Origin of the sequence: Solibacillus sp. FSL W7-1464 (assembly GCF_038004425.1) — a bacterium.
GTDB lineage: Bacteria > Bacillota > Bacilli > Bacillales_A > Planococcaceae > Solibacillus.
In genome coordinates, this window is the sequence record NZ_JBBORC010000001.1 from 2367612 (window position 1) to 2382657 (window position 15046).

Genomic DNA, 15046 nt, shown 5'->3' on the forward strand with positions numbered 1-15046 from the left:
AGGAGTTAACAAATGAAAACGATTTTTCGATTTATGAGGCGCTATAAATGGCCTGCAGCAATCGCCTTTTTACTGATGCTGTTGGAACTATCGAGCGATTTAATCCAGCCCCTCTTTATGGCGAGGATGATCAATGAAGGACTGCTTGAAGAAAATTTACATAATGTCGCTTTTTGGGGCGGCTGTTTATTTGCTTTAGCCCTATTCTCTTTCATAAGCGGCGTACTCAACTCCTTCTTCTCTGCGCATGTCGCCCATAGTTTCGGTTTTGATCTTCGTAAAGCATTGTACAGTAAAATACAATCACTGACGATGGCAACCTACCTGACATTTCCTACTTCCGGGCTAATAACACGCCTGACAAGCGATGTTACACAAACGATGAATATCGTCTTTATGATGCTGCGGATTGCGATGAAAGCCCCGTTAATGACGGTTGGTTCGCTTATTATGGCGTTTGTCATCAATGCGAAACTTGCGCTCATTTTATGTGTCAGCTTTCCGTTTCTGCTTATTTTCCTCGTCTGGATGGTCTCGGTCGGGATTAAGCTGTTCGCACAAGTACAGCAGCGACTTGATTTTGTAAACCGCCAGCTTCAGGAAGGACTGCAGGCTGTCCGACTGATTAAAGCATATATGCGTGGTCAATATGAAGAAAGCCGCTTTTTATCCGTTGCTGAAAACTTGAAGTTCGATACGATCAAAGCGACACGTGTCATGGAAATTGCATTGCCTGTTCTTCAGTTTGTAATGAATATCAGTTTGCTGCTTGTCATTTGGGTTGGTGCTGATGCGATCCGTGACAATGATATTCTTGCCGGTGACTTGGCCGCTATTATTAACTATGCATTCCGTATGACGGCATCATTTTCTATTTTCTCATTTATCATTATTGCTTATGCCCGCGCCAAAGCGTCTGCAGAGCGTATTGAAGAAATTTTAAATGTCGAGGAAGGCGTAGAGGAAGTGCAGAAAAATGATGCCCCTGTCCTTAAAGACTTCTCGATACGCTTTGAAAATGTCTCATTCCGTTATCCGACAACGGAACAGTATACACTTCAAAACTTGTCATTTTCAATTGAAAGCGGCGAAAAAATTGCCATTATGGGCGCAACCGGTTCAGGGAAATCGACTATTTTACAATTGGTTGAGCATTTTTACGAACCGAACAGTGGTGATATCTTTATTAATGATCAAAATATAAAAGATATCCCATTGCAGCAGTTACGTCGCTCGATTTCCTATGTTCCGCAGCAATCCCTTCTGTTTTCAGGTACGATTACGGACAATTTACGATGGGGTAAAAATGATGCAACAATCGAGCACATTATTGATGCGACGAAAAAAGCGCAAATTCATCACTCGATCGAAAGTTTTGATGAACAGTATGAGACAATGATCGGACAGCGCGGGATTAACTTATCCGGTGGTCAAAAACAGCGTCTTGCGATTGCCCGTGCCCTGTTAAAACCGGCATCATTACTTATTTTAGATGACAGTACTTCAGCGCTCGATGTCGCGACAGAGCAAAAATTATGGGAGGCACTCGATCAGGAGGCCATCACAATGCTCGTTGTAACCCAAAAAATTCAGACAGCGCAAACGGCCGATCGTATACTGCTTGTTGATGAAGGCCGACTACATGGGTTTGGCACGCATGAACAATTAATGGCGACGAACGATCTGTATGCGAAAATTGTTGCTTCTCAGCAGGAGGTGCTTGCCTAATGAAGTTTTTCAACTACGAACCGATCATCTCAAAAGAACAAATTAAAAACGCAAGCGGCAAGAAGAAAAAAGGTGACCGTGCCCAAAACTGGACGTATACATTGAAACGTATTTTCGATTTTGTAGCCGAACAGAAAATGCTCCTGTTTATCGTTCTGCTGCTTGTCGTGTTAAGCTCAGCGTTTGCGTTGATCGGACCATTCATTATCGGACGGCTGATCGACCAGTTTATTGATGGCAGTTCACTTAGTCAGCTTTCCTATTGGCTGTACGGACTGGCGGTCGTATATTTTCTTTACAGTCTGTCTAGCTATTTCCAGAACTATTGGATGGTCGGCATCGCCCAGCAAACCGTATTTCGAATTCGTACACAGCTATATGGTCACTTTTTCAAGCTCCCTCTTCGCTTTTTCGATAAACGAAAACACGGGGAATTGATGAGCCGTGCGACAAATGATATTGAAACAATCAGCTCGACACTAAACAGTGCTTTTATCCAAGTGGTCTCAAGTATTTTGACCTTAACAGGTACGGTTGCGGTTATGCTTTGGCTCAGTCCTTTATTGACACTGATTACAATGCTGATCGTACCGCTTATGTTTTATGGGATGCGCTGGATTACAAAGCGCACAAGCCTGCTGTTTAAACAGCAGCAGGCCGCAATCGGGGAAATGAACGGATTAATCGAAGAATCCATTACCGGTCAGCATGTCGTTAAAGCTTTTTCGCAGGAAACGGAAATGCTGCGTCAATTCGACGAGAAAAATTCCCGCATTCGCACAGTCGGTTTTTGGGCATTAACGTATTCCGGGTTCATTCCGAAAGTGATGAACACATTGAACAGTTTAAGCTTTGCGATTGTTGCACTGGCCGGTGGTTTATTTGCCTATTACGGTCACATTTCAATCGGGACGATTATTATTTTCACGGAATATGCACGACAGTTTACCCGTCCGTTAAATGATCTGGCCAACCAGTTCAACACTGTCCTTTCAGCATTGGCCGGGGCGGAACGTGTTTTCCTGATCATGGATGAAAAAGAAGATGAAATTGATGGGGAAAATGTGGAACTGCTAGGGAATGTTCGTTTCCAAAATGTTTCGTTCCAGTATGATGCACAGGCTTCCTCCCCTACCCTGTCGAATGTGTCCTTTGAGGTGAAATCCGGGCAGTCGGTTGCACTGATCGGCCAGACCGGTGCCGGGAAAACAACGATCATGCAGCTGTTGACAGGTCTTTATGAAAAAACCGACGGGAAAATTGTATTTGACGATATGGAAATTGACGAGATTTCGAAGGCGAGCTTGCGCAGTCAAATGGCATTTGTCCTGCAGGATCCGTTCCTGTTTGAAATGTCGATCAAAGAAAATATACGCTACGGAAAGCTCGATGCAACCGATGAAGAAATTTATGAGGCCGCGAAAAAAGCGAATGCCCACACATTTATCGATAAGCTGCCGGAAAAATACGATACGATTTTAAGTGCGGACGGCAGCCAGATCTCTCAAGGACAAAAACAGCTGTTATCGATCGCCCGCGCCTTTGTGGCCGATCCGAAAATTTTATTATTGGATGAAGCGACAAGCAGTATCGATACGGTGACGGAGCTGCATATTCAGGAAGCGCTCGAGAAGCTGATGGAGGACCGTACGAGCTTTATCATCGCCCACCGCCTGAATACAATCCGCAAAGTCGACTATGTCATTGTCCTGAATCAAGGGAAAATCATCGAACAAGGAAAACGCCAGGAACTAATTGAAAACCAAGGCGTGTTCGGACAAATGCTTAACGTGTAATTTCAAACTCGGATTCAGAAGTAAATTTTATATCTAGTAAGGAAAAAATTAATAAACGGAATTAAGAAAATTGTTTGGAATGGAGGGCGAGTGTTCGTGCTGACGGTTTCACCTTTCGCACTGTTAAAACACTAGCTGACGGCTACGCCTTTCGCTACAAGCAAAGCTTCCTGCGGGAATAGCGTGACGCCTGAGACTAGGAACAAAAGCTAAGAACGCCACTTCCTGTGGCAACGCTTTTGTGACCAACATCCTGTTGGCCTCACGCCCGCGGAAAGCGTCCCGGAATGGAAATCAATTTTCATACATAGCAAAATGCCCATTTTCTCTAAGAGAGAATGGGCATTTTTAAGTTATATATTAGCCTGATAATAATATCCATTATCAGCTACACCATTTCGATATCCGTTTGCTCCTCCAGCTTCGGTGCCGGATTTTTTAACTGACGGAAGTTTTTGTAGTATTTGACGAGTAAAAAGATAATGACCGCCGTCAAAATGAAAAAGAGCGCCACATTTATCAGCAACCCTTGCTGCGCAGCTTCTGTTGTCGGTAAGTCGATTTCGGCCGTTCGATTCGTATAAACAAACTGGAGATATGCCAGGAAATTATTAAAACTATGTAATAGCATTGGTATGACGATATTTTTTGTTTTCAGGTAGGCATAGCCAAGCACACAGCCTAATGCAAAAGCAAATACGACATTGATCGGGTTGAGGTGGATAATGCCAAATATAATAGAAGAAACAATAATACTCTTTTGCGGACTCCATCTCAATGTGAAACGACGAAGCAAAATCCCTCTGAACAACAATTCCTCATAAATCGGTGCAAGTATGCAAATATTAATAAAAAACAGGACGTATACAAGAAGTGATGGCCGCACCTCTTCCAAATCCATCATCGGAAAGAATGAAAACAGTTCCCGTATATGCTCTTCAAAAACAAGATAGAAAATCGTTAACAAAATTGCTGTAAATACAACGGTGATTAGTTGGAAGCATGCTGTAATCGATAAATACTTTGCCCAGCGCCCTTTTGTCATCGTCGTATGAATCGGCTGTTCATTATATATGAAATTCCATTTTTTCGTTTGATGCACCAAGTACATTAAACAGCTGACCGATACAAAAAATGTAATCCACTCTTCACTGGCCGGAAGATCGGTTATAAATAACAAGATAAAACTTGCTATGAATATACCAATCGCAAACAGTATAAAATAGCGCAGCTTGAAATTTTTCAATTCAATATAATCCATTATTTCACACCCCCTGTACATAGAGTAACACGAAATGGAAGTTTTATCCCAAGTATTGCTACCCCTTTTCGATCATTTTTCAACGAATAACATTTCTCCATTGCCAATACCGCCTCTTTTACAATACGATGGATACAAAACAGATAGAAGTAGGTGTTTTGCATGTCTAAAATTTTAATAGTGGAAGATGAACAGCAGATAGCACGTGTATTACAGCTGGAGCTGGGATTTGAAGGCTATGAAACAGCGATCGCCCATACCGGCACGGACGGTCTGCTGAAATTTCATGAAGACGAGTATGATTTAGTGTTGCTTGATGTGATGCTGCCGGAGCTGAACGGTTTGGAAGTATTGAAGCGAATTCGCAAACATAACGAAACTGTTCCGGTTCTTTTACTGACCGCTAAAAGTAATATAGAAGATAAAGTGACAGGGCTTGATTACGGGGCAAATGACTATATAACCAAACCGTTTGAATTCGATGAGCTCCTTGCACGAATCCGTGTGGCATTGCGATTTTCACACAAATCTGCCCCCGAGCCAACTTCATCTTTTGTCCATACATTTCAGGATTTATCATTAAATGAGCAAACACGCGAAGTCACAAGACAAGCACAGCAAATCGATTTGACTCCCCGTGAGTTTGACTTGCTGCTGCATTTTATGAAGCACGCGAAACTTGTGCAGTCACGTGAGCAGCTGCTGAATGCGGTTTGGGGATTTGACTATTACGGGGATACGAATGTAGTTGATGTATATGTACGTTATTTGCGTCAAAAACTGGAGGTTAATCTGAATTTACCGTCACTGCTGCATACAGTTCGCGGTGTCGGCTATGTGTTAAAGGAAGCGGCCAATGAAACTTAATACGAAAGTAAATCTGTTTTCCATGTTGCTGACTTCGGTTATATTAATCGGCAGTTTTACAGGGATTTATTATTTATATAAAGAGTTTGCCTTTTCAACAGAGGCGGAACAATTGCAGGCACGGGCAAATGAACTGACGACCGCCGTTAGCGCACTGGATACAACAGATGGAATCGATTCAATTTTCGGAGCATATCTCCCGACTGACGGAGCAATCTTCGTTTACGACAGTGCAGGTAATCAAATGAAGAGGCTTCAGAAAACATTCGAGCAAATTGAGTATGAACTTGATCCATCCCAGCATTATACGGAAAAAACGATACATGATATTCCCCATATTGCGCTGGCTACACCACTCATTTTACCGAATGATGAAATTGCCGAGGCAAAACTGATACAGCCATTGCCGACAATTACCGAAAATATGAACAGGCTATTAATCATATTAGTGCTGATGACACTTGTTGCACTCATTCCGATTTATTTGGCGAGCCAGCTGTTTGTTCGACTGATCGTAAAACCCGTTCAGCAGCTGACAACGACGATGGAAAAAAATATTCAGCAGTCCAGCTATGAGCAAATTCCGGTCCGCAAGCAATCAAACGATGAAATTGCGCAAATGGCTGCGACATACAATCATTTGATGGCACAGCTGGAAGATGCCCATGACAAACAGCAGCAATTTGTCGGCAATGCCTCACATGAACTAAAAACACCGTTAACCGTCATTGAAAGCTATACGAAGCTGTTAAAACGCCGCGGTACACAAGATGCAAAAATTACGGAAGAAGCACTGGAAGCCATTTTAAAAGAAACAACCAACATGAAGTCGATGATTGAACAAATGCTCGCACTGGCAAAAACGAATGAAATGACGAAAATCAATATGACGACATTTGCATTACAGCCTTTTATCGAGCAGATTGTGCAAAGTATAAAAGCCGCCTATCACCGTGAGATTCTCATTAACATACCCGATGTTGAAATTACAACGGATGAAGCAAAATTAAAACAGCTGCTCTTTATATTTATCGATAATGCACGTAAATACAGTGACGATGTTATTAAGATCCACGCCTCTGTGAAAAATGATCTGCACATTTCCATCCAGGATTTTGGTGTCGGAATTCCTGAGGAAGATCTCCCGAATTTATTCCACCGATTTTACCGGGTTGATAAAGACCGGAACCGGAAAACTGGTGGCACCGGCATTGGTCTGTCGATTGCAAAGGAACTCGCCGATCGTTTGAATGCCGAAGTTTCCATCGACAGCGAACTAGGAAAAGGAACGACGGTTTTACTCATTGTTCCACTTTCAGGAGGTGCACAGCATGAAAGCTAAATGGATTATTCTATGCATCGCCGTCATCCTCATCGGATTTTTCATTACACTGACAGTCAAGCAATTATCAACACCCCATGAACTGAACACGAATGAACTGGAATTGAAAATTAGAGATATTTATAATGCGGAAGTCCAAACATTGGTGAAAGAAAAAGAGCATTTTGTCGCCTCTTTCAATAAAGATGGTTCGATTTTTGAAGTGAATGTAAATGCTGTAACCGGTCAATTTACCGATTTGAAGCTTATTCATAAAAATGAAAATAAGCTAGCCGAGGAGCAAACGAAGCCGGAATCACCAAAAGAAAATCAAGCCGCAGAAAATAAGCCGGCAGCGGAAAATGCTACAAAGCCATTGCTTTCAAAAGAACAAGCCGTAGACATTGCTTTAAAGGAAGTGCCCGGTGAAGTCGATTCCGTTGAGCTTGTAAAAAATGCAGAAGGCGGCATTTATTTTGTGGAGATTGAACAGGAAGATGATGTGACCGTTCAAGTACATGCCATTACCGGCGAGATTATCATCATTGAATTTGAAGATTAGTTTTCTCATCAATTTCTAATAATTCTCTCAGACCGTTTTCATATTCGCTCGTTATACTAACATTACAAACAAGAAAAGGAGCGAGTGAATATGAATAAAAAATTATTAGCAATCCCGGCATTACTAGTAGCAATTGGTGGAGGTGCTGTATTTGCACAGTCTGATCTGTTTGCGCAAGCCGAAAACAACCCAAGCATTTCAGCAGGTGAAGCAAAGAAAATCGCGTTAAAACAATTGGACGGTGAAATTATCGGTTTTGAATATGATAGCGATGACCGCACACCACACTATGAAATCGACATCGTGAAAGACAATGAAAAAATCGAAGTTGAAGTGAATGCAGGTACAGGTAAAGCGGTCGTAACAGAACGTGAAAACATTCGTACCGTGAAAGCGGAAAATACAGTAAAAACAGATGGCGCATTAAAAGCAACAGATTCAGTGAACAATTCTTCCATCATTACTGAAGAACAGGCAATTGAAATTGCTCAGGCGAAATCAAAAGGTACAGTAACGGGCCTCGAATTGGATGAAGATGATAACCGTCTGATTTATGAAATCGAAATCCGTAACGGTAAAATGGAATACGATTTTGAAATCGATGCAAAAACAGGCGATATTATTAAGTACGAAGAAGATTTGGACGATGACCGTTTTGATGACTAATTACTATATGTAATTTATTGAAATGACAGGACGGGACATAAACCCTAAAAAGGCCATTTTCCTCTCAGGAAAAAATGGCCTTTTGCTATGAAATTACAGCTATGTACATCTTATTTTTCCCAATTTAATACCCAAGTATTAATTGCTCCTTGTATATAAGAAGTATATTGAACACCTTCATATTCATAAACTTTGGGTGTTTCCTCAAACAACTTACTATTTCTTTCCATATTGATAAATTCCGAATCATTCATCGGAAACCCGTAATCTCTTGCTACTTTTGCGGCATAACTTAATGATAATAAGTTTGAATATTCATCTAAATATAATGAATAACTACTTCCTTGATCAATAAGAGCTCCAATTACAGTATTATCCTTTTCAATAACGTAGTTTCCATCTTTTTCAACGAAACTAAAACTTGGATTAGTATTATTTTTTTCATTGTCATCTTTAATAAGAACTGTTTTATATTCCCTATCCCAATCAACACTAGCACCTAAAGATTCACTAACAAATCTTAATGGAACCATAGTCTTTGAGTGATAGATTTTAGGAGCGACATCGATGGTCTCGTTTAACTTCAATCCACTTAGCTCGTTGACACTGACTTTTTTCGAACCGATTTTTAATTGAATGGTTTTTCCATCTTTTTTGGCAGTAATCGTTTTAGAAGAATTGTTCCAATCCACTGTTGCACCTAATTCTTCAAAAATATCCCTCATAGGAATTAAAACTCTTCCATTTTCCATGATCGGTTTAACAGAATAAAAACTTACTTTTTCTGCGTTATGGTATACGGTAATCTCTTCTTTTGCTGAAACATTATTTGCAGCCATAGATAAAGTAAATATTGCTACAGCCGAGACTAAACTATTCTTTAAGTACCTTTTCATCATGGTTCACCTTTTTTCTAATTATTATAAGCATATTATATTATATTATTATTCTGCCAATTTGTCTTGTCATGTCGGTCAGCTTCTATGTCGCTAAACTATTATACATGTCTGGAAAATTTTAAATAGACTTATATTTCAAATTTCAGTAAGATGTAGGTAGAGGCATGTCTAGTTTTACCAATTCAACTTTTTTGTAAAAACTATGCAAATTCCTTAGCGGTTTGCATAGTTTTTGTTTTTACGCCTTCTTCACACTTTCAGAACTGGGGAAATTTTATGAAAAACAATGACTCGAAAAGCATCCTGCTCTTTTTACTATTCGCTTTTATTTCCAATTTATTCTATGTCGCCTCTCAACGCGTAGAACACCTGGAGCTGCCTTTAGCTCTTGTGACATTTGCTGTATTTATTTTATTTATTGTGCTTGTTTTAAAGCTCAACTTAAGACCAATAGTCATTACACTGGCAACAATTCTAGCTTTGACCGATATTAATTCCATCTTCTATTTGTCTCTTCCTGATGTTTATACGATCGGCTTTACAATCGGTATCCTTGTATTTCTTAGTTTTTTCTTTAAAAAGGAAAAAGATTCCATACTGGCCGCGATTGGTTTTTGTATGATGAATCTGCTGATCCATATAGAATTTTTCATACAATGGGAGTGGATATACCTTTTTGTATTACATAGTATTCTGTTTATTATCGCGAGCCGATACCAATTTACGATTACGAAAAGAATCTATTTAGGATTGTTCAGTGTAACTTTCTTTTTACTCGTTATCGGAATGATGACTGATCACAATTATTTGGCCGTATTAGGACTTATCCTGTATTATGCGGTGCTTATTCTAATTTACTTTTTTATTCGAAAACAAAAACAACATCGTACATATTCAACACATTGAGGGGAATCAACCAGATGAAAAATGTAAATCGTTTATTTCTCATTATCGCCATCATTATCCTTGTTATTATTGGCCGTTATTTTATGGCACAAAATGAAGTAACGGTAATTCCTGACGTAACAGCAGTTACAAATGAACAGACGATTGAAACAGTTCGAGGAAGCTATTGCTGGCATTCAGCAGGTGAAGCAGAGTGTGTTGATACTGCTGCCCCGCATGAAATTATAAGTGAGCAAAATACCCCTTACGTAAAAGTACAGCCAGGGGAAGTACTGGAGTTTCAATACAGTCAGAATGTAACGAGTGTATCTATTCAACAATGGATAGAAGATTTTGATTATAAAGAAATTGCTACATCGACACGTTTTACGGCCCCGACTGAAAAAGGAATGTATATTATTTCCAGCATGGCACGTTTCAGTAACGGTGATGTCACAGACAGTATTGCGATAGAAGTAGAATAATAGAAAGGGAAGCGTCCAATTTTACCGGACACTTCCCTTTTTAGTTGGGTTTTCGCTTATTGACGCTTCGTAATTTCCGCCAATTCGCTTTGTAATTGCTGAAGTTCATTACTCGCATCTGCAATCGATTTCATCATGACATGCTCTTCATGTATTGAACTCGCGATTTCTTCAGTCATAGCGGCATTTTCTTCAGAAATAGCGGACAGATTTTCAACTTGATTCATTACTTCTTCAACAAGTTGGTTTGTATGCGTAATGGTTGACATGTTTTGGTGAAGCTTTCCTTGAATACTATTGAAAGATTGCTTAATTCCATCAAATGAACCGGTAATTTTGTTCAATGTGCCAACACTAGAATGTACCGCTTCTTTTCCTTCATATGCTTTTAACTGGGCAGTTGTTGCCCGTTCAAGCAGCTGCTGAGTAACAGTAGTAATACTCGTTGCGATATTCGCACTCTCTTCCGCCAGTTTTTTCACTTCTTCTGCAACAACGGCAAAACCTTTCCCGTGCTCCCCTGCTCTTGCCGCTTCGATAGAGGCATTTAAAGAGAGCAAATTCGTCTGATCGGCAATAGCTTTGATACCATTTAACAGGTTATTTACATTTGCAAGGCTCTCTTGCATATTATCGATCGTCGTAGTCGTTAACTCGATGGAGTCACTTAATGTTGCCATATCAGCCGTCACATCATGTACCTGTTTCCAGCTCTGTTCAATCGCTACTTGGACTTCATCCGAATCCTTTACAGTCGATTCAGAGGACTCCTTCGTTTTCACCATATTGTCATGTGATAAAATCATTTGTTCATTAATCTGCTGAATCATATCTGCTTCATTATGAATAGCCGCTGCCATTTGATTCGAAGACTGTAAAATCGTCTCGCTCGCACTATTCAATGTACCGACATTTTCATTTACATGTGTAATATTTTGTGCAAGCTGGTATGAACCTTCATCTATTTTATTTAAAATCGATGTTAAATTTTCCAACAGTTCTTTTGCTTCCCGCTCTTTTTCCTGGGCATCCTTTATTAGTTTGTTGCCCCATTGCGTCAATCGGTACAGCATATAGTTACAGCCTGTCATACTTACAAAAATCGTAATAAATACAGGGAGATTTGCATTTACCCCCAACAGATTTTCCGGTACTGCTATGTATAATAAAATATAAAAAATGCTGGCGATCAGTAAAAATGTTTTGATCAGCCGCTCATTAAAATACATGGCACTCATAATAAATGTTATTAGCAGCATGTAATGTTTATTAATGGAATATCCATCCATATAAAATAATAGAAATACGACAAATGCCGGAATCAGTACAAAAATTAAGCCTTTGGCGAAGTTGGAGATATTCAGGAAGTAATTGGCCGTCGATAATAGGATGACACCACCTCCTGCGATTACATAAGGGATTGAATTACTCAACCCATTTGCAATAACAAGCGGTAAAACAATTAATACCGCCAATACTATCGTAATAATTAGATTTAGTTGATGAATCCAATTAAGTTTTCCGTTTCGTTTCTTCAAGCTGTTTCCCTCCTAGGAATATTAGATTATTTATATAATAGTTTATAGGTATATATTACAACCCTTAATTATACAATACAATGGACTTTTGTAGTGTGAATAAAAAAACATCATAAAAAAAAGAGACTCACGAATATATTTAATCGTGAGTCTCTTATCGTTATTCTACTGTAACAGCTTTTTTACGAACGACCGCACGAACAGGTGCACCGTCAGCACCTGCTATTTTTAGCGGCAGTGCGATCAGTTCATAAAGACCTTGCTGAACATGCCGCAGGTCCAGTCCTTCCAGAATATGAATGCCATGTTCGTACAACTTGTGATGTGCCAATACTTCCTTGCTGTCCAACGGATCAACGGAAGGATTGTCAATGCCAAGCAATATTACACCTCGCTCCTTTAAAAATGGCGCGACATCTGGATGAATGACGGGAATGGTTCCCGGAAATTCTTCACCAAGCTGTTCCACTGTTCTAAGCAGAACACGCTTTGCGCCAAGAAAATCAATCGGCTCAAGCGTTTGGGCTGTCATCACTTCCTGCCCTCTACAATCCACGATTATGCAATCACCGATATACACATTAATATCCAATTGCTCGATTGTCTCAGCTTCACTGTTAAAATGAAACGGGGCATCTGCATGTGTACCCGTGTGCAGCGAAGTCGTCATCCGCCCGATATTGACCGAGCCCGTCTGTTGTTTCGTAAACCCTACTTCAAAAGAAAACGGTGTATCCCCCGGCCAATTCGGCATTCCGTTTTTCATCGTTTGTGTAATATCAATCCACATGGTTTCACCCCTAATATTGAATGACTAAATATGTTAAGACTACGACGATGACTGTCGGAACAACGAAGGTCATTAAAAAGCGATATGTTTTGTAAAAGCCTTCCCCCATTTTACTTCCTTGCAGCAGTTCGCTTTTCACGAGATTTTTATCCATAATATGCATAATGAAGATCGCGATAAGCAAGTTGCCGACCGGTAAAATGATATTCGACACTACAAAGTCGGTGAAATCAAAAATATTGCGTCCAAAGATCGAAACATCACCTAAAGAACTGTACGTTAATGTCGAAGGAATCGAAGCGATAAATACAAAGATACCGATGATGACTGTAATTTTTGCACGGCTGATTTTCCATTTTTCTATAATAGCAGCAACGATAATTTCATACATACTAAACGATGACGTTAACGTTGCAAATAAAAACAGAATTAAAAACAGCGCTAAAAAAAGTTCACCGAACGGCATTTGTGAAAACGCTGCAGGTAATACCATGAACAATAATGGTGGTCCGCTCGCCACTTCCATATCAAAGGCAAAAACAACCGGGAAAATCGCCAGTCCCGCCAAGAACGATACGAAAATACTCAATCCTACAACAGAACCTGCTGAATTCGGTAAGCTCACATCTTTCTTTAAATAAGAACTATATGTAACTAAACATGAGAATCCAACAGCCAGCGCAAAGAATGACTGCCCTAACGCATACAAAATTGATTCACCGGTAATGTTCGAAAAGTCCGGATACAGAAAGAACTTGATTCCTTCCATTGCACCGTCCAATGTTACGGCTCTAATAACTAATATAAAGAACATAATAAACAGTAACGGCATCATGAATTTATTTGCCTTTTCAATCCCGTTTTGAACACCTAGCGCAATGATCACAACATTCGCCAATGTAAACAATCCTAAACCGAGTAAAGCAATCCAAGGTGTACCTGTTACTTGTCCGAAAAATGCCCCTGGTTCCACAGTCGGCGCGATCACTTCTCCAACAACCGAAACCCCGCTGTAAACAAAAATCCAGCCGCCAACTACACTGTAAAACGATAATAATAAGAAACAGCCAATAATGCCGAGCTTGCCGATCCAAGCCCAAGCTTTCGTATTCGGCGCCAATACTTTATAGGCAGTTACCGCCTCTTTTTGTGTGGCACGCCCGATAATATATTCCGATAAAAGCATTGGCAGCCCGATAATTAATGTCAGCAGCACAAAAATCAGGAAGAATGCGCCGCCTCCACTTTGACCGGCTACATAAGGCATTTTCCAAATTGCCCCGAGCCCAATCGCTGCGCCCGCTGACGCTAATACAAATCCTAACTTACTTGACCACTGTCCTTTACTCTTCTCCATCTGTCTCACTCCACTCATCTGTCTAACCTAGCTATAATACTGTACGCAAATCCCAAAGTTCCGGGAAAAAGCGGTGATCGAGCACTTTTCGCAAATAATTGACCCCTGATGAGCCACCTGTGCCCACTTTAAAGCCAATAATGCGCTCGACCGTTTTCATATGACGGAAACGCCACTGCTGCAAGGAATCTTCAATATCGACAAGCTTTTCACCAAGCTGGTATAAATCCCAGTACGTATCGATATTTTCATAGACGGTTTTCCATGCGGCCGCAACAGAATCGTCACCACTATATACTACCGAAAAATCACGGTTTAGCAAAGCTTCAGTTATTGGCAATCCTGCTTTAGCCAATGCCTGAATCGCTACATCATAAATACTTGGCGCATCATATGCCTCTTTAAGAACCGCTAGAGTGTCCGGTTCTTTTTCATAGATTTTGAGTATATACGGTGTTTTATAGCCAAGTGCAAACTCGATCAGGCGATACTGATAGCTTTGGAATCCCGATGCTTTCCCCAATTCATCCCGAAACTGCAAATATTCCGCCGGTGTCATCGTTGCCAACACGTCCCATGCCTGAATGATCTGCATTTGAATTTTTGATACCCGTGCGAGCATTTTAAATGCCGGCTGCATTTCCCCATTTTCAATTGCCTGTATTGCACCGCGCATCTCATGAATGATAAGCTTCATCCAAAGTTCGCTCACTTGGTGAATAATGATAAACAGCATTTCATCATGATGGTCGGAAAGACGGTTTTGGCTGTTTAAAAGGGGATCCAGGCTCAAATAATCGCTGTACGTCATATCTTCACGGAAATCCGTATGAATCCCCTTTTCATCCTTTAGCTTGTGCTGCAAATCCGAAATTGATCGTTTATCCACTA

14 protein-coding genes are annotated in these 15046 nt (G+C 40.4%); 8 read left to right on the top strand and 6 right to left on the bottom strand.

The window, feature by feature from the left end:
• Positions 1-12 precede the first annotated feature (12 nt).
• Positions 13-1728 (top strand): ABC transporter ATP-binding protein, encoded by a 1716-nt coding sequence (locus MKZ25_RS11695; protein ID WP_340801650.1) that lies wholly within the window; start codon positions 13-15, stop codon positions 1726-1728.
• The gene (locus MKZ25_RS11700; protein WP_340801651.1) at positions 1728-3524 is read left to right on the top strand and encodes an ABC transporter ATP-binding protein; all 1797 of its coding nucleotides are present in this window, start codon (positions 1728-1730) and stop codon (positions 3522-3524) included. The genes MKZ25_RS11695 and MKZ25_RS11700 overlap by 1 nt, the downstream gene beginning before the upstream one ends.
• Positions 3525-3912: 388 nt before the next feature.
• On the opposite strand, the gene MKZ25_RS11705 is transcribed toward MKZ25_RS11700, so the two are convergent.
• On the bottom strand, positions 3913-4785 hold the full coding sequence (locus MKZ25_RS11705; RefSeq protein WP_340801652.1) for a CPBP family intramembrane glutamic endopeptidase: 873 nt from the start codon (positions 4783-4785) through the stop codon (positions 3913-3915).
• A gap of 162 nt (positions 4786-4947) precedes the next feature.
• Here MKZ25_RS11705 and MKZ25_RS11710 point away from each other — a divergent pair, with 162 nt between their 5' ends.
• From MKZ25_RS11710 to MKZ25_RS11725, 4 genes are all read left to right on the top strand, one after another.
• Complete coding sequence (locus MKZ25_RS11710; protein ID WP_340801653.1) at positions 4948-5652, top strand: response regulator transcription factor; 705 nt, start codon at positions 4948-4950, stop codon at positions 5650-5652.
• Positions 5642-6994 carry a sensor histidine kinase gene (locus tag MKZ25_RS11715; RefSeq protein WP_340801654.1) on the top strand — a complete coding sequence of 451 codons (1353 nt, stop codon included), beginning with the start codon at positions 5642-5644 and terminating at the stop codon, positions 6992-6994. Before MKZ25_RS11710 ends, MKZ25_RS11715 begins: the two co-directional genes overlap by 11 nt.
• Entirely contained in the window at positions 6984-7535 is a 552-nt protein-coding gene (locus tag MKZ25_RS11720) for a PepSY domain-containing protein (RefSeq protein ID WP_340801655.1), read from the top strand. The genes MKZ25_RS11715 and MKZ25_RS11720 overlap by 11 nt, the downstream gene beginning before the upstream one ends.
• A 90-nt stretch (positions 7536-7625) precedes the next feature.
• Positions 7626-8201 carry a PepSY domain-containing protein gene (locus MKZ25_RS11725; RefSeq protein WP_340801656.1) on the top strand — a complete coding sequence of 192 codons (576 nt, stop codon included), beginning with the start codon at positions 7626-7628 and terminating at the stop codon, positions 8199-8201.
• A gap of 110 nt (positions 8202-8311) precedes the next feature.
• On the opposite strand, the gene MKZ25_RS11730 is transcribed toward MKZ25_RS11725, so the two are convergent.
• Entirely contained in the window at positions 8312-9097 is a 786-nt protein-coding gene (locus MKZ25_RS11730) for a copper amine oxidase N-terminal domain-containing protein (RefSeq protein WP_340801658.1), read from the bottom strand.
• 279 nt (positions 9098-9376) lie between these two features.
• On the opposite strand from MKZ25_RS11730, the gene MKZ25_RS11735 reads away from it, so the two are divergent.
• Together MKZ25_RS11735 and MKZ25_RS11740 are read left to right on the top strand one after the other, a co-directional pair.
• Positions 9377-10006 (top strand): heat-shock protein, encoded by a 630-nt coding sequence (locus tag MKZ25_RS11735; protein ID WP_340801660.1) that lies wholly within the window; start codon positions 9377-9379, stop codon positions 10004-10006.
• A 14-nt stretch (positions 10007-10020) separates the two neighbouring features.
• Entirely contained in the window at positions 10021-10470 is a 450-nt protein-coding gene (locus tag MKZ25_RS11740; protein WP_340801661.1) for a cAMP-binding protein, read from the top strand.
• Between the two features lie 56 nt (positions 10471-10526).
• On the opposite strand, the gene MKZ25_RS11745 is transcribed toward MKZ25_RS11740, so the two are convergent.
• The 4 genes from MKZ25_RS11745 to kynA form a co-directional block, all read right to left on the bottom strand.
• A complete protein-coding gene (locus tag MKZ25_RS11745; protein WP_340801662.1) occupies positions 10527-12008 on the bottom strand; it encodes a methyl-accepting chemotaxis protein in 1482 nt (493 codons plus the stop codon).
• A gap of 160 nt (positions 12009-12168) precedes the next feature.
• Positions 12169-12798, bottom strand: a complete 630-nt coding sequence (gene kynB, locus MKZ25_RS11750) for an arylformamidase (RefSeq protein WP_340801663.1) — start codon at positions 12796-12798, stop codon at positions 12169-12171.
• A gap of 10 nt (positions 12799-12808) precedes the next feature.
• The gene (locus MKZ25_RS11755) at positions 12809-14155 is read right to left on the bottom strand and encodes a sodium-dependent transporter (RefSeq protein WP_340801664.1); all 1347 of its coding nucleotides are present in this window, start codon (positions 14153-14155) and stop codon (positions 12809-12811) included.
• Positions 14156-14186: 31 nt separating this feature from the next.
• Complete coding sequence (kynA, locus tag MKZ25_RS11760) at positions 14187-15044, bottom strand: tryptophan 2,3-dioxygenase (RefSeq protein WP_340801666.1); 858 nt, start codon at positions 15042-15044, stop codon at positions 14187-14189.
• Positions 15045-15046: the final 2 nt, after the last annotated feature.